Consider the following 19,682-nt stretch of genomic DNA (forward strand, 5'->3'; position numbering starts at 1 on the left):
CATGACCCAGCAGCACAACCCCACCGACTGGTGGCGCGACGCGGTGATCTACCAGGTCTATCCGCGCAGCTTCGCCGACGGGAACGGCGACGGCATGGGGGACCTGGCGGGTATCCGCAGCCGACTGCCGTATCTGCGTGACCTCGGCGTGGACGCCGTCTGGCTCAGCCCCTTCTACGCCTCCCCGCAGGCCGACGCCGGCTATGACGTCGCCGACTACCGCGCCATCGACCCGATGTTCGGCACCCTGCCCGACGCCGAGGCCGTCATCCGCGAGGCCCATCGCCTGGGCCTGCGCATCATCGTCGACCTCGTCCCCAACCACTGCTCCGACCAGCACGAATGGTTCCGCCGTGGGCTGGCCGAGGGCCCCGGCTCAACGGCCCGCGAGCGCTTCCACTTCCGCAAGGGGCGCGGCGAGAACGGTGAACTGCCGCCCAACGACTGGGAGTCCATCTTCGGCGGCCCCGCCTGGACCCGGGTCCCCGACGGCGAGTGGTACCTCCATCTCTTCGCCCCCGAACAGCCCGACTTCAACTGGGAACACCCCGCCGTCCAGGACGAGTTCCGCTCCATCCTGCGCTTCTGGCTGGACCTGGGCGTGGACGGCTTCCGGGTGGACGTGGCGCACGGCCTGGTCAAGGCCGCCGGGCTGCCCGACATGGGCCGCGGCGACCAGTTGAAACTGCTCGGCAACCAGGTACTGCCGTTCTTCGACCAGGACGGCGTGCACGCCATCTACCGCTCCTGGCGCACCGTCCTGGACGAGTACGCCGGGAACCGGATCGCGGTCGCCGAGGCCTGGACCCCCACCGCCGAGCGCACCGCCCGCTACCTCCGCCCCGACGAGCTGCACCAGGCCTTCAACTTCCACTACCTCAACACCGGTTGGGACGCGGCAGACCTGCGCGAGGCCATCGACACCTCGCTGGACGCGATGCGCCCGGTCGGCGCCCCCACCACCTGGGTGCTCTCCAACCACGACGTCGTACGCCACCGCACCCGCCTCGGCGGCGACCTGGACCGCGCCCGTGCCGCCGCCCTGCTGATGCTGGCGCTGCCCGGCTCCGCGTACGTCTACCAGGGCGAGGAACTGGGCCTGCCGGAGGTGACCGACCTGCCCGACGAGGTCCGCCAGGACCCGGCGTTCTCCCGGGGTTCCAGGGACACCGGCCAGGACGGCCTGCGCGACGGCTGCCGGGTGCCGATCCCGTGGGCCGGCGACGCGCCGCCGTACGGCTTCGGCACCGGCGGCAGCTGGCTGCCCCAGCCCGCCGACTGGGCAGGACTCACCGTGCAGGCCCAGACCGGCGACCCGTCCTCCACCCTGGAGCTCTACCGCACCGCACTGACCCTGCGACGCACACACCCCGGGCTCGGCGCGGGCGACGCGGTGGAGTGGCTGGACGCCCCCGACGGCGTACTGGCCTTCCGCCGCCCCGGCGGCCTGATCTGCACGGTCAATACGACGGATGCTCCGGCCCGGCTGGCAGCCCCCGGCCGGGTGCTGCTCTCCTCCCGCCAACTCGACGTCACCGAGGGCGAGTTCACGCTCCCCGCAGACACCGCCGTCTGGTGGGAGGAGTGACCCTGCCCGCTTCCCGAGCGACCCCGCGCCTGTCCGACATCGCCACCCAGGCGCGGGTCAGCGAGGCGACCGCAAGCCGCGTACTGAACGGCAAGGCGGGCGTCGCGGCGACCACCCGGCAGCGGGTGCTCGCCGCCCTCGACGTCCTCGGCTACGAACGCCCGGTACGGCTGCGGCGCCGCAGCGCCGGGCTGGTCGGGCTGGTCATACCCGAACTGACCAACCCGATCTTTCCTGCGTTCGCCCAGATCATCGAGCAGTCGCTGGCCGGACACGGCTACACCCCCGTCCTCTGCACCCAGATGCCGGGCGGTGCGACCGAGGACGAGCTGGTGGAGCAGCTGGAGGAGCGCGGTGTCACCGGCATCGTCTTCCTGTCCGGGCTGCACGCGGACACCGGCGCCGACCCGGCCCGCTACGCCCGGCTGACGTCCCGCGGTGTCCCGTTCGTGCTCATCAACGGCTACAACGAGCGCATCGACGCGCCCTTCGTCTCGCCCGACGACGGCGCGGCCGCCCGGATGGCCGTACGGCATCTGGCCGAGCTGGGCCATGAGCGGATCGGCCTCGCCGTCGGGCCGGCCCGCTATGTGCCCTCGCGCCGCAAGGCCGAGGGGTTCGTGGCGGCGCTGGGCGAGTCGTTCGGCCTGTCGAGGGGGCAGGCCGAACGGCACGTCCGGCACACCCTGTTCAGCGTCGAGGGCGGTCACGCGGCGGCCGCCACGCTCCTCGACGAGGGCTGTACCGGCATCGTCTGCGGCAGTGACCTGATGGCGCTGGGCGTGGTGCGCGCGGCCCGGCAACGCGGCCTCGACGTACCGGGCCGGCTCTCGGTCGTCGGCTTCGACGACTCCCAGCTGATCGCCTTCACCGACCCGCCGCTGACGACCGTACGGCAGCCGGTCCAGGCCATGGCCTCCGCGGCCGTAGGCGCCCTGATCGAGGAGATCAGGGGCCGTGCGGAAGGGTCGCGGACCCCCGTGCAGCACACCGAGTTCGTCTTCCAGCCCGAGCTGGTCGTCCGCGGCTCCACGGGGCCGGTCCCGGGAGTGACGGCGTGACGACGTGAGTTGGAGACCGGTCCGGCCGGCCGGGCGCGTGGGGTCCGGCAGATGCTCCCCCACGCCTTAAGGGCGCGGGGGCCCATCGGACCCATCGGCCGGCCGGACCGGTTCGGATAGAACGTAACACCGTTGCAATGTCTTGCGTAAGGTCTTGCAAGGGGGAGTTCCGGCGACTAGAACGATCAACGGCCCCTTGGGCAAGGCGCGTTGCCGGGCCATGTCACTCCAACTCCTTCAGGAGGAGCCATGTCCCCTACCGCACACCGGGCGCGCAGACGCGCGGCCGCCGCGCTCGCCCTGATCGCGGGTGCAGCCGGCCTGTTCGTACCGCCGCAGCAGCAGGCGCAGGCGTCCCCGTCCGACCCGGTCAAGGCCGAGGCGCAGTGGATCGACCGCGACACCGTGGTCTGGAAGGGCGCCGAACGCACCGAGGCCCAGCTGGAGTTCGGGACGCAAGAGGATGGGGGCACCTCCCGCGCCCTCAAGGCGCGGGGGAGCATCCGCCTTGCGCCCGGCACCCTGAGCCCGTCCGAGCAGGCCGCCTATCCGCATCTGAAGGACTTCCCGGCCTTCACCGTCGACCCGCGCGACCGCGACCTGGCCCGTAAGGCCCTGCGGGAGCGGCTGGTCGCCACCCAGCGTTCGGCGGACGGGAAGCGTGCCACGACCGGCGTGCAGATACCCGGCGTGCTGGACGACCTGTACGGTACGGCCGCAGCCGGAACCGCCCTCGGGCCGGTCTTCCGGGGCGGCCGCCCCGCCCTCTCCGTCTGGGCGCCGACCGCCCGGACCGTAGCGCTTGAACTCGACGGCCGTACGGTCGCGATGCGGCGGGACGACGCCAGCGGGGTGTGGCGCGTCCGCGGCGAGCGCGACTGGGCCGGGAAGCCGTACCGCTATGTCGTGACCGTGTGGGCACCCAGCGTCCGCAAGACGGTCACCAACAAGGTCACCGACCCCTACTCCACCGCACTGACCGCCGACTCCGGCCGCAGCCTCCTCGTCGACCTCACCGACCCGAAGCTCGCTCCCGAGGGCTGGGACCGGCTACGCAAACCCGCCCCCGTCCTGCCCGCCCGTCGCCCGACCTCCACCCCCAGTAGACAGCGCTACGCGCTGACCCTCCGCAATGCCCGCATCCAGGAGCTGCACATCCGCGACTTCTCCCTCACGGACCGCACCTCGAAGCACCCCGGTCAGTACCTGGCCCTGACCGAGCGCGACTCGGCGGGCGGGAGGCATCTGGCCTCGCTGGCCAGCAGCGGCACCTCGTACGTCCATCTGCTGCCCGCCTTCGACATCGGCACGGTCCCCGAGCGCCGGGACCAGCAGTCACCACCCGACTGCGACCTCGCCTCGTACCCGGCCGACTCCGAGAAGCAGCAGGAGTGCATCGCGAAGACCGCCGCGAAGGACGGCTTCAACTGGGGCTACGACCCGCTGCACTACACCGTCCCCGAGGGCTCCTACGCCTCCGACCCGGACGGCACCCCCCGCACCGTGGAGTTCCGCCGCATGGTGCAGGGCCTGAACGGCGCGGGGCTGCGGACCGTCATGGACGTGGTCTACAACCACACCGTCGCGAGCGGCCAGGACCCCGACTCCGTACTCGACCGGATCGTCCCCGGCTACTACCACCGACTCCTCGACGACGGCAGCGTGGCCACCTCCACCTGCTGCTCCAACACCGCGCCCGAACACACCATGATGGGCAAACTCGTCGTCGACTCCGTCGTCACCTGGGCCAAGGAGTACAAGGTCGACGGCTTCCGCTTCGACCTCATGGGCCACCACCCGAAGGCCAACATTCTCGCCGTACGCAAGGCCCTGGACGCACTGACACCGCAGAAGGACGGTGTCGACGGCAAGTCCGTCGTCCTTTACGGCGAGGGCTGGAATTTCGGGGAGGTCGCGGACGACGCCCGGTTCGTCCAGGCCACCCAGAAGAACATGGCCGGAACCGGTATCGCCACCTTCGACGACCGCTCGCGCGACGCGATCCGCGGCGGCGGCCCCTTCGACGCCGACCCACGGGTCCAGGGCTTCGCCTCCGGCCTCTACACCGACCCCAACTCCTCACCCACCAACGGTAGTTCGGCCGCGCAGCGGTCCCGTCTCCTCCACTACCAGGACCTCATCAAGGTCGGACTGAGCGGCGGCCTCGCCGAGTACACGTTCACCGACACGAGCGGCCGTACGGTCAAGGGCTCACAGGTCGACTACAACGGCGCGCCCGCCGGATACGCCGCCGCCCCCGGCGACGCGCTCTCATATGCCGACGCGCACGACAACGAAACCCTTTACGACGCACTGGCCTTCAAGCTCCCGCAGAGCGCGACCGCCCCCGACCGCGCCCGTATGCAGGTGCTCGCGCTGGCAACCGCCACCCTCGCCCAGGGCCCCGCGCTCTCCCAGTCCGGCACCGACCTGCTGCGCTCCAAATCCCTGGACCGGAACTCCTTCAACAGCGGCGACTGGTTCAACGCGCTGCACTGGGACTGCGCTGAGGGCAACGGCTTCGGCCGCGGCCTGCCGCCCGCCGCCGACAACAAGGACAAGTGGCCCTACGCCCGGCCGCTGCTCGCCGACCCGGCACTGCGTCCCGGCTGCGCCGAGATCACCGGCGCCTCCGCCGCGTACCGGGACCTCACCCGCATCCGCGCCACCGAGCCCGACTTCGGCCTGGCCACCGCGGCCGAGGTGCAGCGCGCGCTGTCCTTCCCGCTGTCCGGCAAGGACGAGACACCCGGCGTGATCACGATGCGCCTGGGGCGGCTGGTCGTCGTCTTCAACGCCACCCCGCACCAACAGGACCAGACCGTCGGTGCCGTGGCGGGCGAGCGCTATGCGCTGCACCCGGTCCAGGCGCACGGCGCGGACCCGGTCACCGCCACCGCGTCGTACACACGGGCGTCAGGCACCTTCACCGTCCCGGCCCGCACCGTCGCGGTCTTCCGGCGGTCCGCGGAGCGTGGCTGACGCCCCAGCTGACTCCCCACGTACTCGGCTGTCCCGCCGTGGTGGTTTCTCGCCGTTGCGCCTGCGGCGGGCGTGGGTATTTCGGGTGCGGTGACGGCCCTCCGGACTTCGTCCTGCGGTCCGTCCCCTCCCGTGGGTGGGTGGTTAAGGCCGGTGGGGGCGGGCGTGGTTGCGCTCCCACCGGCTATCGGGACAGCCGCTTCTCCAGGAGGGTGACGGCATACGGAGCCCCTCCGCCGTCCGACTTGGAGGACTGCTCCCCGACGAAGGTGTACCCGGCACCCTCGTAGTACGTACGCAACCGCGGATTGGACGCCAGGCAGTCCAGCCGCGCCCATTCCCGCCCCATCTCGGCGATCCGCCGCTCGGCGTGCGCCAGCATCGATCGCCCGGTCCCGGCCGGTGCGTGCGTACGGTCCACCATCAGCCGGTGCACATACCCCGCCTCCGGCGGCTGCGGCCCCCACGCCGGCTCGTCCTGCCACCACAGTTCGAAGGCGCCCACTATTCGCCCGGCCGCCTCCGCCAGCCAGACCTCGCCCTCCTTGATCCGCAGTCGGAAGTGCTCCACACCCTTCCCGCCGGGCTTCCACTGGTCGATGCCGGACTCCTGCATCCAGCGCGCCGCGGCGTCGTACAGCTCCACCAGAACCGCGGGATCGGCACCGTCGTCGGCCGGCCGGAACGTGATCTCATCCATGGCGCGATTCTGCCGCACCGGGCCCAGGCCCAAGCGGCAGAGGACGGGAAAGGCACGCCCCCACCGACCTCTCCCCCCACCCACGGGAGGGGCCGCGCCGCAGGACGAAGTCCGGAGGAGCGGCACCGCACCCGACAGCCCCGCGCAGCGACCCGGCCCGCCGCAGGCGCAACGGGGGGAGAGCTGGAAATCGGGCGGAGGCAAAGCGCAGCGGACCGGCCCGCCGCAGGCGCAACGGGGGGAGAGCTGGAAATCGGGCGGAGGCAAAGCGCAGCGGACCGGCCCGCCGCAGGCGCAACGGGGGGAGAGCTGGAAATCGGGCGGAGGCAAAGCGCAGCGGACCGGCCCGCCGCAGGCGCAACGGCGGGAGAGCTAAAAATCGGCGGAGGCAAAGCGCAGCGGACCGCAGCGAACCGCCAGTCGTTCCACCAGCTCCGCGAACATCCCATCCGCCGGTTCGTCCGCCAGTATCCGGCGGACCACCTCGGCCATCCGCTCGTCGTACGCGGCGCTCACCGCAGCCAGCGCCGCGAAGTCGTGCACGAGCTGCCGCTCCAGCTCCGCCCGTGGAATGCGCTGCCCGTCCAGCCACAGCAGCGCGGTGGTCTCGGCGAGTGAGATCCACGAGCGGACCACCAACTCCAGCCGCGGGGCGGGCTGCGCGATGTCGAGATGCGCGAGGATCTGCTCGAAGGCGGCCTGGCGTACGCCGTCGATCATCGCGCTGGTGCGGCTCGAACCGGCCGCCGGGCCACCCCGCATCAGCGCGGAGAAGCCGCGTCCGTGTTCCTCCACGAAGTCGAAGTACCGCTCCATGACCCGCAGCAGCCGGGCGCCGAGCGGGCCCTCGTGCGGTTCGACGAAGCGGGTGGTGAGCTCCTCCGCCGCGCGCCGCAGCGCGGCCTCGTAGAGCTGCTGTTTGCCCGGGAAGTAGTGGTAGACGAGCGGTCGGGAGATCCCCGCCGCCTCGGCTATCTCATCGATCGACACATCCTCGGGGGAACGGTGGCTGAAGAGGTCGAGTGCGACGGCGATGAGTTGCTCGCGCCGCTCCTCGACGCCCATTCTGCGGCGCGCCCCGGTCGTCATGCGCACCACACTAACGACCTGGGGCGCCGCACGGAATCACGCACCGGATCCTGGACGGATCCGGGACGGGGTCACAGATCGAGTACCAGGCGATCGCCGCGTGCCCGTGACACACAGATCAGCAGCGAGTCATCGCGCTCGGCGTCCGTCAGCAGTTCGTCGCGGTGGTCCACCTCACCGGCCAGCACCCGCTGTTGGCAGGTACCGCAGAAGCCCTGCTCACAGGAGTACGGCAGGTCCGGCAGCGCCTGGTCGCGGATCGCCCGCAGCACGCTGGTGTCCGGGGGCACGGTGACCGTACGGCCGGTGCGCCGCAGTTCCACCTCGAAGGGTGCGTTCCCGCCGGTCGGTACGGGTGCGGCCGGCGCGAACCGCTCGGTGTACAGGGTCAACCCGTCGGGCCCTTTTGGCAGCAGCGCGGCCACCGCGTCCATCAGCGGCTCGGGCCCGCAGCAGTAGACGGCGGCATGCGGGGGCGCGTCGGCGAGCACCGCCGCGAGGTCGGGCCGGCCGTCCTCGTCCTCGGCGACCACCGTCAGCCGGTCCGAGCCGGCCCCCGCCAGCTTCTCGATCTCCGACAGGAACGGCATCGACGCCCGCGACCGCCCCGCGTACACCAGCCGCCACGGCACCCCCTCCGCCTCGGCCTGCCGCAGCATCGGCAGGATCGGGGTGACGCCGATCCCGCCCGCGAGGAAGAGATAGGCAGGGCATTCGTCGAGCCGGAAGCGGTTGCGGGGTCCGCGGACCTCCACGACCGTCCCCTCGTGCAGCTGCTCGTGCACCTCGCGTGAGCCGCCCCGGCCGTCCTCGATCAGCCGGATCGCGATGGTGTACGAACCGGGCGTCGAGGGCTCCCCGCACAGCGAGTACTGGCGTACGGTCCCCGACGGCAGCACCAGGTCGATATGTGCCCCCGGCTCCCAGCCCGGGAGCTTCTCGCCCTCCAGGCGCAGCCGCACCACGCCCTCGGCCTCCTCCGTGCGCTCCACGACCGTCAACTGCCGTGCCTCCGAGCCTTGGCGGCCCCGCCCCGAGACGGGGTTCTCCAGTGCGGGCATCGGCCACAGCGGGGACGCTTTGATGCGGCGGCGCAGCGCCCGCCGGGCGACGAGTGCGGCCATGGCAACCACGACGACGGTACGTATACGGGACATCTCAGGCACCTCCGGCCGTACGGGCCTCGGCCGAGGTCGCGGCGGGGGATCCGGCGAGATAGGCGACGGCCTGCTCGGTGCTGCCGTGCTGGGAGGGGTGGTACGCGCGGCTGAGGTACTGCGGGATCGAGCGGGCCATGGCCCCGGTGGTCGGCAGCGTCCCCTGCCGCCCGGCGCGGAAGAACTCCCGGAAGCTGGCCTTCCCGTTGATCAGCGACGGGTCGTTCTCCATGAAGAACCGGGTGCCGCGCTGCCAGAGGAAGACCAGGGCGCTGAAGGCGATGGCCCAGGTGCGTACGCGCCGCCGGTAGCCGCCGTCCAGATGCACGAAGAGGTCGAAGGCCACCGAGCGGTGCTCGACCTCCTCCGCGCCGTGCCAGCGCAGCAGATCGAGCATCATCGGATCGGCGCCCTTGGCGTCCAGCGCCTCGGCGTTCAGCACCCAGTCGCCGAGGAACGCCGTGTAGTGCTCTATCGCGGCGATCGTCGCGACCCGCTCCATCAGCCACCACTTGCGCGCCCGGCCCGGCGGCAGCGTGCGGTCGCCGAGCAGCTTCTCGAAGAGCCAGTCGACCTGCGCGGTGTACGGCGTCGGGTCGAGGCCCAGCTCCTTGAGGTGCGGCAGGACGTCGTCGTGCGCCTGTGAGTGCATCGCCTCCTGGCCGATGAACCCGATCACGTCCTCGCGCAGTTGAGCGTCGCGGATATAGGGCAGCACCTGCTTGTAGACGTGCACGAACCAGCGCTCTCCTGCAGGTAGCAGCAGGTGCAGCACGTTGATCGTGTGGGTGCTGGCCGGATCGCCGGGGATCCAGTGCAGCGGGGTGTCTGCCCAGTCGAAGGCGACGTTGCGGGCCTTCAGGGGTATGTGTTCGGACGCGACCGGCTGGGGCCGCAACGAGGCCGTGTTAGACATGGCGTCAATGTACTGACGGGTAAGGAATGCCGGTACCCCTCGGACAAGGAAATCCCGGGAAGGGGAACCGGCGAAGGGATCTCGGAGAAGGGATCTCGGCGAAGGGGAGTCGGAGAGGGCGAGTCGGCGCAGGGGAAGCGGGGAGCCTTGCCGGGCCTCAGTGCAGCGCCTCCACCTTTCCGCCGTCCGCCGACCGCCCCGCCAGCTCCGCCCGGTCGCCCGCCTTCGCCTCGACTGCCAGCAGCCGTCCCGGAGCCTCGCCGCGCACCCCGCCGGTCGCCGTGATCGAGGTGACCTGTTCGCTGCCCGCGGCCAGCAGCCACCACTGCCCGTCCGTGGCCTTCCACAGCACTCCGGCCAGCGCCTCCGGCGCGCGCGGCCCGCAGGCCGTGCCGCCCTCGGCGCGCGCCGCCACCGTCCCCGGCGCGTACGGCTGCCCGCTCGGCGCCGGCGCCTGGAACAGCGCCATCGTCCGGCTGTCCGACCCGCGCCAGGTCTCCGCGCGGGTGCACACCCACTCGGCGCTGCCCGCACCCCCGGGCAGCTGCTGCTCCGCGAACCGCCACGCGTTCACCTCGCGTACGCCGTGCCCGCGCACCGCCGGCAGCTGGCAGGCCGTACGCGCCCAGGCCGCCCTGGCCTCCGGACCGACTGCCCCACCCGGCTTGCGCGGCGAGCCGTACGTCAGCCGTGCCGGGGCCAGCTCGCCGAGGTCGGTCAGCAGCTCGCCGCCCATCCGCAGGGCCGGCCATGACATGCACTTCTGCTCGGGGCGCGGCGACGGCACGGGATCGGTCAGGCCGTTCGCGCCGATGTGCAGCGCCTGCCCCGATTCGTCCGGCTTCAGCAGATCGACCAGCCGTACCGACTTCACCCAGGGAGCCGTCAGATAGCGGACGTTGCCCGTCGTACGGCCCACCACCAGCGCGCCCGCCGACGCCGCCTTCGCGCCGTCCATACGCGCGAAGTCCAGCGCCGCGCCGGAGCCGTCACCCCGGCCCTCGCCGTCCGCGGCCTCGGCATACCGCACCACCCGCAGCCCGTCGTGGAACAGCACCACCACGGCGTGGTCGACCACGCCCGCGAACAGCAGCTGCGGCGGTCCCGCCGCGGGCCCGGTCGCGGTGCCGGGCGCCGCGCTGACGGCCACCCCGGCCCCCGGCCGTGCCCATACCGCCAGCGCCCGCCGCAGCAGCGCCTTGTCGCCGGTCCGGTCGCCGCGGGCCGGCCAGGCCGAGAAGTCCTGGCGCGCCGCGCTCTTCCAGGCGCTCGCCGATGCCACCGTCAACTTGCCGGGGTCCAGGGCCGCTTCGGCCGCGGGATTCCGTGCGTACGGCGGTGCGGCCGCGCCATCCGGGCCCCAGCCGTCGCCCGGCAGCGCCAGCAGCGTTCCACACACCAGCGCCGCCACGCCCGCCGCCAGTGCCGCCCGTCCGTGCTGCCGCCGCCGGATCAGGTCCGTCGGCCGGGCCTGGAGCGCGCACGGGTCGAACTCCACCGACTCCAGCAGCGACCGGTCCCGGCTGCCGGCCGGCGCCGCGACCTTGCCCGCCTCGTCCAGCGCCTCCCGGGCGCCGTCCACCCCGGCGGCCTCCAGCACCCGCCGCGCGTCCTGCGCCGTCAGTCGCTCCAGATCGCGCAGTACGTACGCCGCCCGAGACGCGCTGGACAGTGCCGACAGCGCCTGGTCCAGGGCGAGTTCATCCGCGCCGCCGGAGCGCGGGAACAGCCGCAGCCCCCACACCTGGGGGAGCAGCGGCGGCAGTGCGGGCAGCTTCCGCGGCCGCCCGGCGGCTAGCGCGGCCCGCAGCACACGCAGCCGCAGGAAGGCATAGCCGGGATCGGTGGCCGCGTCCGCGCCGCCGCGCTGGGCGGGCAGACCGAGATCGCGGCCGTCCGTGTGCCGGCGCGGCAGCGACCGCTGCGCCACCGCATGGGCGGTCAGTACACGCCGGTTGCGGCCCATCCCGGGCGGCAGTACGAGGTAGGCCAGCCGAACCAGCCGGGGATAGTGCTCGACCAGCGCCGCCTCGGCCTGATCGACGTCGATGCCGTCACCACTGTCGGGGCTGTCGGCGCCGTCGGCGCCGTCAACAAAGGTGCGGTCCGGACGCGGGGTTGTCGCCTGCTGCTGCTCCACGTTCGGTGAAACGAGTGAATCCTGTGATGGTCACCCGCGGCACGCAAGCGCCCCACGGGTGACCGGACGGCCCCTACTTCCGCAGGTCGAACTCGCCGTCCCGCGCGCCCAGAACGAAAGCACGCCATTCCGCCTCGGTGTAGCGCAGGACGACATCCGGGTCCTTGGAGTTGCGCATCGCCACCGCGCCGCGCTCCAGGAAGGCGATCTCCACCGCTTCTTCGGCACCGCCGGGCGGGCGCTGCCAGGTGGCGTCGGAGATGTCGAGGGCGTAGAGCCACTCCTTCTCAGCTGCGGCACTCATACCGTGATCTCCTCGCTCGTGATCCGTTCCCGGTCAGCGTACGCCGTGGTTCAGCCGACCTTCCAGCGGTCGAACTCGGCGGTGCCCCGTTCATTCGCGCTCCCAGTACCGGAGTTGGACGCACACTGGTGCAGCCCGGCGTCCTGCCGCGCGGTGGCCCCGGGGACGGTGACGGTGCCGACCTCTCGCCACGTGGCGCCGTTGTCGGTGGAGCAGGAACCGGTGTAGGTGCCGGATCCCGTGCCGCTGCCGGACCGGGTGCCGTCGGCGCCGCGGGTCAGGCGGAGCAGGACGGGTGCGGTGACGCCGGTGATCCGCCGGTACGTGTCCAGGGCGCCGTCGCCGTTGGAGTCGTAGGACAGCACGACCCCGTTGCCGGGGGTCACGGAGAGGTTGAGGAAGCCGAGGGCCTCCGGCGAATCGGGGGAGGGGGACGCGAGGCGGTTGCGGACGATGAGGCCGGCGCGGGCCCAGGGGCCGGTCGCGTCCAGCCGGGTCACCTCGGCCGTCACCGACCCGCCCGCGGCGAGCGCCTCCGCGCGGTAGACGGCGCCGAACTGGGCGGTGGCCTTCCACAGGTCCGCCCCCGAGCCGTTGATCGCGAAGCGGCCGTCCAACTGGCCGAAAACCGCCTCATTGGTGGTGACGGTCTTCAGCGCGGGGTCCAGCGGCCCGGCGATGTACAGGGTGCCGTGCCGGGTCGCGCGGACCCGTGGCTCGCCCTTGGGGCCGTATTCGACGGTGAGGTCGTACGGCAGCGGCTTCAGCGGGGTCTTCAGCGGCTCGGCGGGGGCCGCGACCCGCCAGCGGGCTTCGCCGGTGCCGCCGGGCGGGACGGACGGCAGCGACACCGGGCCCGTGGCGGTGGCGTCCACACCGGCGAGCGCGAAGTCGACGCGGCCCATGGCACGCAGCCCGTTGACGTTGCGCAGTGTCACGGTCACCTTGGCGCGGCCGCCCGGCGGCATCGCGGACGGCACCGCGGTGACCTTGACGGTGCCCTGGTAGGGGGCCTTGGCGAGGGTGTCGTGGACCCGCCGCGCGGTGCGGTACGGATCGGCCGTCGGGCGCAGCGGATAGTCGTTGCGTGCGCGGGTCCAGGGCTCCTCGACGGCGTACCAGTCGAACGGCTTCGGCGGCCGGCCCGCCGACAGCGCGTCCGTCAGCTCGTCCAAGTACGCCTGCCACTGGGGGAGATGGACATCGCCGATCAGGCCGTGCCAGTCGCGGTTGGCGTAGTTGGCGAGCGAGCCGGCGTCGGCGGTGTCCCGGTCCGCCCAGGTGGTGATCAGCGCGCGGGCGCTGTGTTCCAGCCGCGCCTCCTCCTCCGCGCCGGACGCCGTCTTCCTGGCGTCCGTCAGCCACGGCCCGAGCAGAAACCGCCGGTGCGCGCCGGTGACCTCGTCGCTCAGCCGCATCAGCCGCAGCCACAGCCCGGACAGGGCACGGAAGGCCGCCAGGTCCTCGCGCCGGTAGGCGTCGTAGAGCTGCGGGAGCAGCTGCCAGGAGCGGTTGGCGAGGGACTGCCGGGCGGCGTCGGTCAGGTCGTAGCGGTACGCGTCGCTGCCGCGCAGCTCCGGGCGGACGGTGAGCAGCGCGGCGAAGGCGGCGTCGAAGGCGGCCGGGTCGAAGGCCGGGGTCTGGGTGGCGTAGGTGGTGCCGGAGCGGGCGGTCAGGCTGGGGCGGGCGGCGAACAGCGAGTCGTGCGGGCGGCCGTCCTCGCTGCTGATCTCGTACGTGCTGGTGCGCAGCGCGCTGAACGCGGCGCGGGCGCCCTCGTCGCGGTCGCCGTAGCGGGCGTCGGCGTAGCCGTCGAACCATGCGGTGCGGTCCACCGGGTGTTTCCGCCAGGCCAGTTCGCTGAACAGCTCGAAGGCCGCCGGGTCCCGTTCCGCGGCCTCCGGCATGTACGCGGTCCCGACGAGCTTGCTGCCCGGCTTGTCGCGCCAGGCGGTGAAGCGCCGGGCCCACATATGGGTCTTGGCGCCGATGGTGGTGCGGCCGCCGAAGTTGGGGATGCTGCCGAAGGCGTACGGCACCCCGCCCCAGTCCTTTTCCCGGTCGGTGACCGTGTCCAGGTCGCTGAGCCCGTCCACGATCAGCATCCGGTCGTGGTCGACCGCGTCCAGGAGGTCGCGCCGTGGGTTGCGCTGCCAGCCGAGGATCACCCAGGTCGCGTCCGGGCGGGCGGTGCGCAGGGCCTTCTCGACGGCGCGGGCGGCGTCCGGCACCGGGACGTCCCCCGGGTTGCCGCCCTCGTGCAGCAGATCCATCTTGAAGTGCTCTGCGGGACCGAGGAGTTGGCGCTGGTGGCGGTAGAACGCGGCGGCGACGTCGGTGAACACCGCCGTACGCGGATCGAGCCAGTCGGGGCGGCGGAGGCCCGACCAGGTGCCCTGTGGCACCGTCCTGGCACCGGGATTGCGGGCGGCGAAGCCGTCGGGGACGGTGCCGAAGTAGCCGGGCAGCACCGGGCGCATGCCCAGGGCGCGCAGCCGGTCGGTGATCCTCCGGCCCAACTCGGCCCGCTGGTCGATCAGTTGGCGGCTGGTCGGGCCGTCGTAGCCGCTCATGTTCTGCAACAGCCACCACGGCTGGTGCGAGGGCGCCGGGATCCAGGCGCGGGCCTCGGCGTCGGAGTAGCCGAAGTCGGTCAGCAGCCGGTGGTAGACCGCTTCGGAGCCGGGCGTGACCAGCACCTCGTTCACGCCGTGCAGCGCGAGGACGTCGATCAGCCGCTCCCAGCGCGCCCAGTCCGCGTACGGGGCGGTGTAGCCGTCGTGGGTGTCGTTGAGGGCGAAGCGGTGCGGGAGCGAGGTGGCGCGTTCGAGGGGGGCGGCCGGGGCGGGCAGCTCGGCGGGCAGGTCCAGCTGGTCGCCGGCCCAGGACAGATGTGCTCGGCAGGTGTATCTGAGGTACCAGTGGACGCCGGTGAGCAGGGTGGCCGGGGTGGTGGCGGCGACCGTGATCCGGCCGGGCGTGCCGTCGACCCGGAAGCGGTCGGTGCCGCCGTCCCCGGAGAGCGGCACGAGGCGGAACTGGCCGGCGTGACGGGGCAGCAGCCGGCCGAGTGCCGCCCGTGCGGGGGCGGTGTCGTACGACGGCGCCCGGTCGGGCCGCAGGACGGGCGGCCCGGCCGCGGCGGCCCCGCCGAGCGCGGCCCTGGCGCTGATCGCTCCGGCGGTTCCCAGCAGCGCGCGTCGTGATGGTCGGCTCACGTGGGCTCCCCTTGCTCGGCAGTAACAACAGAACCGTGCGTGGGGCACGCTAACGGTCCGTCAGCCGTGGTCCAAGTAGGCCAGGACCGCCAGCACCCGCCGGTTGTCGTCGTCCGACGGCGGCAGCTGGAGCTTCCCGAAGATATTGGAGGTGTGCTTGGCGACCGCCCGCTCCGTGATCACCAGCCGCGACGCGATCGCCACATTGGACCGGCCCTGCGCCATCAGCTCCATGACCTCGACCTCACGTGGCGTCAGCTTCGTCATCGGCCGGTCCCGCGACCGCCGGGACAGCAGCTGAGAGATGACCTGCGGATCCATCGCCGTGCCGCCGCCCGCCACCCGCCGCACCGCGTCGATGAACTGCTCGGCGTCGAACACCCGGTCCTTGAGCAGATAGCCCACCCCGCCGCTGCCGTCGGCCAGCAGCTCGCGCGCGTACAGCTGCTCCACATGCTGGGAGAGCACCAGCACGGGCAGTCCCGGCCGGGCCCGGCGGGCGGCCAGGGCGCACTGCAGCCCCTCGTCGGTGAACGACGGCGGCAGCCGCACATCGACGACCGCGACATCCGGCTCCAGCTCCGCCAGCGCCCGGCTCAGCTCGGGGCCGGACCCGACCGAAGCGGCGATCTCGAAGCCGAACGCCTCCAGCATCCGGGCCAGCCCGTCCCTCAGCAGGAAGAGGTCTTCGGCGAGCACTACGCGCACGGAATCTCCATCGTGACCAGAGTCGGCCCGCCGACGGGAGAGCGGACGGCGAGGATGCCGTCGAATGTACCGAGCCGGCGCTCGATCCCACGCAGCCCCGAGCCCCCTGCGGCGCCACCGCCCGCGGCTCCGGGGCGCAGCACCGCCCCGCCCCGGCCGTTGTCGGTGACCGCGATGCGCAGCCGGTCCCCGGCATGGTGGATGTCCACCCGGATCTGCTCCGCGCCCGAGTGCTTCGCGGCGTTCGCCAGGACCTCGCTGATCGCGAAGTACGCGGCCGACTCCACCGGCGCCGCCACCCGCCGCGGCAGCTCCACCGCCACCTCGACCGGCAGCGCCATCCGCAGTGCCAGCGCCCGTACCGCATCGCCCAGGCCGCGCTCCGCCAGCACCGGCGGATGGATGCCGCGCACCAGGTCGCGCAGCTCGGTCAGCGCCTCGGCGGACGACTCCCGGGCCCGGCCGAGCAGTTCCTTGGCGCGCGCCGGATCGTTGTCGATCAGTGCCTCGATCGTGCCCAGGCTCATGCCCATCGCGACCAGCCGGGCCTGCGCGCCGTCGTGCAGATCGCGCTCGATGCGGCGCAGCTCGGCGGCCGAGGCGTCCACCGCGTCGTGGCGGGTCTCGGTCAGCCGCGCCACCCGGGCGGTCAGCTCGGTCTTGGGTGGCGTCAGAAATGCCGCGGCGAGTTGGAAATGGGCCCGTAGCAGCGCGGGATTCGCGTAGCGGGCGAGTGCCAGGAGGCCGACGCCGAGCGGTGGCGTCACGAAGAGCAGCTCCGGGCGATCGGTGGTCAGCGACCCCCACCCGAGCGCCTCGCTGCCGAGGCCGGTCACCCACTGGAACAGGGGCAGCAGGACGAACGCCACGCCGTACGCGACCAGCGAGGGCGGCAGCAGCGCCAGCAGAAAGCCCGCCGTCGCGTCCACCGGCAGCCACAACAGTTCCCGCCAGGTCGCCGGATCCCGCAACAGCACCGCGCAGCGCTGTGCCTGGCCGACCGGGCCGCGGCGCAGGCCCGGCGGAAAGGGGCGGTACGCCGCAGGGATGCGCAGCCCGGCGATCTCCTGCCCCCACACCCGGCGCTGATGCGCGAACAGCCGGGCCAGCGACACCACGACCGGTGTGGTCAGCACCCCCACCCCGACCGCCACCAAGGCCATCGACACCACGGTCAGCACGAACAACACGACCGAGCCCGCGTGTGCGACCAGGGCGAGTCCCAGCCCCCGGGCCGCGGCCACCAGTGTTCTGCGGACCCTCATCCGTTCGCTCCCTGGGCTTTACGCGCCCGGCCGTCGGACACGGGAACAGTCTGCCGCGTAGAGAAGGCCAGGTCATTGGGTTCCGCACCCCGGCCGGGGGTGTACCCAGCACCACCTCCCCACTCCCCATGGAGGGCTCTCATGAGCATGGCATCGACCGCGTCCGCCGCCGTTCACGGCCGCCGCCCCACCGCTCCCACCACCCCGCCCGCCACCGACCCGGCGACCGCCACCGACCCGGCGACCGCCCCCGGCTACACCGCCGTGATCGCCGACACCGAAGAGCAGATCCGCGCCGCGCAGCGGCTGCGCCACCAGGTCTTCGGCGAGGAGATGGGCGCGACCCTGAACTCCCCGCTGGCCGGCCATGACATCGACGCCGTCGACGCCCTCGCCGACCACCTTGTCGTCACCCACACCGAAACCGGCGACGTCGTCGGCACCTACCGGCTGCTGCCGCCCGGCCGCAGCTCACGGCTCTACTCCGACGGCGAGTTCGACCTCGCCGCCCTGGCCGAGCTGCGCCCCTCCCTCATCGAGGCCGGCCGCTCCTGCGTCCACCCCGACCACCGCGGCGGCGCGGTCATCAACCAGATGTGGGCCGCCCTCGCCCGCTACACCCTGCTCTCCGGCCACCGCTACCTCGCCGGCTGCGCCTCCGTCCCGCTCGCCGACGGCGGCACCGCGGCCGCCCACGCCTGGGAACTGGGACGGACCCGCTACGCCGCGCCGCCCGAGATCCAGGTCACCCCGCACCACCCCTGGCACTCCACCGTCCCCGTCCCCGACCGCCCCAGCGTCGCCCAGCTCCCCCCGCTGCTGCGCGGCTATCTGCGGATCGGCGCCTGGATCTGCGGCGCGCCCGCCCACGACCCCGAGTTCGATGTCGCCGACTTCTTCGTCGTCCTGGACATGGAGCGCCTCGGCGACCGCTACCGCCGCTTCTTCCTGGGGGAGCGGTGAACGGCCCCTGGGACGTCTGGTCCGCCTGTACGCCGGACTGCGCCACCCACGCCGTGCCACGCGTCCGGGCCACCGAAACCGCCCTGCGCTGCGCCGCGTTCGCCCACGCGGTGCGCCGCGCCCTGACGGACGGCGAACGGATGGCCGATCCGGTACGGCTGCGCTCGCACGCCCGCGCGCTGCTCTCGGCGCTCGGCATACGCGTGGAGGGCGCCGCGGAGAGCCTGGTGTCGCCCGAGTCCGCGGGCGGTCCCGGCACCCTGATCGTCGTCAACCACATATCCTGGCTCGACATCCCCGCGCTGCTCGCCGTCGAACCGGTGACCCTGCTCGCCAAGCGCGAGGTCGGCGGCTGGCCGGTCGTCGGCGGTCTGGCCCGCCGCGCCGGTACGCACTTCATCGACCGTACCAATCCCCGCCAACTCCATTACCTGGTAGGGGAGTTGACGGATCTGCTGGCCTCCGGCCGCTCGGTGGCGGTCTTCCCGCAAGCCACCACCTGGTGCACCGCCGACCAGGGCGTCTTCCGCCGGGCCACCTTTCAAGCGGCCATCGACGCGGGCGCACCGGTCCGCCCGGTGACCATCGGCTACGCCCAGCAAGGCACCCCCAGCACGGTGGCCGCGTTCTGCGGCGAGGACACCTTCGTCGCCTCGCTGCGCAGGGTGCTCGCGGCCCGCGCGCTGACCGTACGCGTCACCGCACATCCGACGCTGACGGCGGACGGCGACCGGCTCGACCGGCGGCGGCTCGCGGCCCTGGCGGAGAGCGCCGTACTGGGCGGGTGGATGCCGGCCGAGGCCGTCGGCGGCGCGCCCGTCCCGGGCCTGCCGTCTCCCCCGCGGGTGAAGGAACCGGTGGCCGGCCGGCATGTTTGAGCAGCTGGACCGGCTCGCCGAGCCGCTGCTGAGCATGCTGGACTCGCCCTGGCTGTGGCTGATCGTCCTGCTGGTGTCCGGCCTGGACGCGCTGCTGCCGTTCATGCCGAGCGAGAGCACTGTTGTCCTGGTCGCCGTGCTGATCGGCCCCGACCCGCCGCTGCTCGCCCTGCTGACGGGCGTCGCGGCGGCCGGGGCGCTGGCCGGCGACTGCCTCGGTTACGCCGTCGGGCGGTACGCGGGCCCGCGCGCGATCGCCCGGCTCGTGCGGGGCGAGCGCGGGCGGGCCCGGCATGCCCGCGCCCGCGCGATGGTCGAACGGCATGCCGCCCTGCTCGTCATCGCCGGCCGTTTCCTGCCCGGCGGACGCGTGGTCTCCGCGCTCTCCACCGGCAGCGTCCACTATCCGCTGCGCCGCTTCGTCGTACTGGACGCGGTGGGCGCGAGCCTGTGGGCACTGTTCAGCGCGGCGCTCGGCGGCCTCGGTGGCGCGGCGCTCACCGACTCCCCGGCCAAGGCACTGCTGCTGGTCTCCGGGATCGGGCTGGTGGTGGCGGGCGGTGTGGCATACCTGCACCGGCGGGGTGTGCCGGAACGGTTCGGTTCCGGCGGGGGAGCGGCCCCGGGCCGGGCGGGGGAGCGAGTCCCCGCCCGGCCGGGTCCGCGACCGGAGCAGCGGGAGGGGTGTTGACCCCCAGGGCCTGCTCGGACGC

At 73.0% G+C, this 19,682-nt stretch carries 15 protein-coding genes; 6 read left to right on the plus strand and 9 right to left on the minus strand.

Annotation, left to right across the window (positions count from 1 at the left end):
- Position 1: 1 nt before the first annotated feature.
- The 3 genes from AB0I10_RS17485 to pulA all read left to right on the plus strand — a co-directional run bounded on the left by AB0I10_RS17485 (position 2) and on the right by pulA (position 5,631).
- Positions 2–1,588, plus strand: a complete 1,587-nt coding sequence (locus AB0I10_RS17485) for a glycoside hydrolase family 13 protein (protein ID WP_363153342.1) — start codon at positions 2–4, stop codon at positions 1,586–1,588.
- Positions 1,585–2,649, plus strand: a complete 1,065-nt coding sequence (locus AB0I10_RS17490; RefSeq protein WP_363153343.1) for a LacI family DNA-binding transcriptional regulator — start codon at positions 1,585–1,587, stop codon at positions 2,647–2,649. Before AB0I10_RS17485 ends, AB0I10_RS17490 begins: the two co-directional genes overlap by 4 nt.
- A 249-nt stretch (positions 2,650–2,898) precedes the next feature.
- Positions 2,899–5,631, plus strand: coding sequence for a pullulanase-type alpha-1,6-glucosidase (pulA, locus tag AB0I10_RS17495; RefSeq protein ID WP_363153344.1), 2,733 nt, complete (start codon positions 2,899–2,901; stop codon positions 5,629–5,631).
- Between the two features lie 184 nt (positions 5,632–5,815).
- Here pulA and AB0I10_RS17500 read toward each other — a convergent pair whose 3' ends face one another.
- From AB0I10_RS17500 to AB0I10_RS17540, 9 genes are all read right to left on the minus strand, one after another.
- Positions 5,816–6,331 (minus strand): GNAT family N-acetyltransferase, encoded by a 516-nt coding sequence (locus AB0I10_RS17500; protein ID WP_363153345.1) that lies wholly within the window; start codon positions 6,329–6,331, stop codon positions 5,816–5,818.
- A 372-nt stretch (positions 6,332–6,703) separates the two neighbouring features.
- Entirely contained in the window at positions 6,704–7,420 is a 717-nt protein-coding gene (locus tag AB0I10_RS17505; RefSeq protein ID WP_363153346.1) for a TetR/AcrR family transcriptional regulator, read from the minus strand.
- 71 nt (positions 7,421–7,491) lie between these two features.
- On the minus strand, positions 7,492–8,577 hold the full coding sequence (locus tag AB0I10_RS17510; RefSeq protein ID WP_363153347.1) for a PDR/VanB family oxidoreductase: 1,086 nt from the start codon (positions 8,575–8,577) through the stop codon (positions 7,492–7,494).
- A gap of 1 nt (position 8,578) precedes the next feature.
- On the minus strand, positions 8,579–9,493 hold the full coding sequence (locus tag AB0I10_RS17515; RefSeq protein ID WP_363153348.1) for a metal-dependent hydrolase: 915 nt from the start codon (positions 9,491–9,493) through the stop codon (positions 8,579–8,581).
- A gap of 157 nt (positions 9,494–9,650) precedes the next feature.
- Positions 9,651–11,633, minus strand: a complete 1,983-nt coding sequence (locus AB0I10_RS17520; RefSeq protein ID WP_363153349.1) for a hypothetical protein — start codon at positions 11,631–11,633, stop codon at positions 9,651–9,653.
- Positions 11,634–11,706: 73 nt separating this feature from the next.
- Positions 11,707–11,937 carry a DUF397 domain-containing protein gene (locus tag AB0I10_RS17525; RefSeq protein ID WP_363153350.1) on the minus strand — a complete coding sequence of 77 codons (231 nt, stop codon included), beginning with the start codon at positions 11,935–11,937 and terminating at the stop codon, positions 11,707–11,709.
- A 50-nt stretch (positions 11,938–11,987) separates the two neighbouring features.
- The gene (locus AB0I10_RS17530; RefSeq protein WP_363153351.1) at positions 11,988–15,155 is read right to left on the minus strand and encodes an alpha-N-acetylglucosaminidase; all 3,168 of its coding nucleotides are present in this window, start codon (positions 15,153–15,155) and stop codon (positions 11,988–11,990) included.
- Between the two features lie 60 nt (positions 15,156–15,215).
- Positions 15,216–15,863, minus strand: coding sequence for a response regulator transcription factor (locus AB0I10_RS17535; protein ID WP_363153352.1), 648 nt, complete (start codon positions 15,861–15,863; stop codon positions 15,216–15,218).
- Positions 15,854–17,128 (minus strand): histidine kinase, encoded by a 1,275-nt coding sequence (locus AB0I10_RS17540; protein WP_363153353.1) that lies wholly within the window; start codon positions 17,126–17,128, stop codon positions 15,854–15,856. The genes AB0I10_RS17535 and AB0I10_RS17540 overlap by 10 nt, the downstream gene beginning before the upstream one ends.
- Before the next feature lie 141 nt (positions 17,129–17,269).
- Between AB0I10_RS17540 and AB0I10_RS17545 the strand changes: the two genes are divergently transcribed.
- From AB0I10_RS17545 to AB0I10_RS17555, 3 genes are read left to right on the plus strand one after another with little or no spacing between them, the layout of a single operon-like run.
- Positions 17,270–18,091: a GNAT family N-acyltransferase gene (locus AB0I10_RS17545; protein WP_363153354.1), complete on the plus strand. Its 822-nt coding sequence runs from the start codon at positions 17,270–17,272 to the stop codon at positions 18,089–18,091.
- Positions 18,088–18,969 (plus strand): lysophospholipid acyltransferase family protein, encoded by an 882-nt coding sequence (locus AB0I10_RS17550; protein ID WP_363153355.1) that lies wholly within the window; start codon positions 18,088–18,090, stop codon positions 18,967–18,969. The genes AB0I10_RS17545 and AB0I10_RS17550 overlap by 4 nt, the downstream gene beginning before the upstream one ends.
- On the plus strand, positions 18,962–19,660 hold the full coding sequence (locus AB0I10_RS17555) for a VTT domain-containing protein (protein ID WP_363153356.1): 699 nt from the start codon (positions 18,962–18,964) through the stop codon (positions 19,658–19,660). The genes AB0I10_RS17550 and AB0I10_RS17555 overlap by 8 nt, the downstream gene beginning before the upstream one ends.
- Positions 19,661–19,682: the final 22 nt, after the last annotated feature.

It is taken from the genome of Streptomyces sp. NPDC050636 (genome assembly GCF_040654775.1).
Classification (GTDB): Bacteria; Actinomycetota; Actinomycetes; order Streptomycetales; family Streptomycetaceae; genus Streptomyces.

What these genes read in the sequence shown, in the direction of transcription:
- AB0I10_RS17485 (WP_363153342.1), top strand. Translation starts at nt 2, where the DNA reads ATGACCCAGCAGCACAACCCCACCGACTGGTGGCGCGACGCGGTGATC.
- pulA (WP_363153344.1), top strand. Translation starts at nt 2,899, where the DNA reads ATGTCCCCTACCGCACACCGGGCGCGCAGACGCGCGGCCGCCGCGCTC.
- AB0I10_RS17500 (WP_363153345.1), bottom strand. Translation starts at nt 6,331, where the DNA reads ATGGATGAGATCACGTTCCGGCCGGCCGACGACGGTGCCGATCCCGCG.
- AB0I10_RS17505 (WP_363153346.1), bottom strand. Translation starts at nt 7,420, where the DNA reads ATGACGACCGGGGCGCGCCGCAGAATGGGCGTCGAGGAGCGGCGCGAG.
- AB0I10_RS17510 (WP_363153347.1), bottom strand. Translation starts at nt 8,577, where the DNA reads ATGTCCCGTATACGTACCGTCGTCGTGGTTGCCATGGCCGCACTCGTC.
- AB0I10_RS17515 (WP_363153348.1), bottom strand. Translation starts at nt 9,493, where the DNA reads ATGTCTAACACGGCCTCGTTGCGGCCCCAGCCGGTCGCGTCCGAACAC.
- AB0I10_RS17525 (WP_363153350.1), bottom strand. Translation starts at nt 11,937, where the DNA reads ATGAGTGCCGCAGCTGAGAAGGAGTGGCTCTACGCCCTCGACATCTCC.
- AB0I10_RS17540 (WP_363153353.1), bottom strand. Translation starts at nt 17,128, where the DNA reads ATGAGGGTCCGCAGAACACTGGTGGCCGCGGCCCGGGGGCTGGGACTC.
- AB0I10_RS17545 (WP_363153354.1), top strand. Translation starts at nt 17,270, where the DNA reads ATGAGCATGGCATCGACCGCGTCCGCCGCCGTTCACGGCCGCCGCCCC.
- AB0I10_RS17555 (WP_363153356.1), top strand. Translation starts at nt 18,962, where the DNA reads ATGTTTGAGCAGCTGGACCGGCTCGCCGAGCCGCTGCTGAGCATGCTG.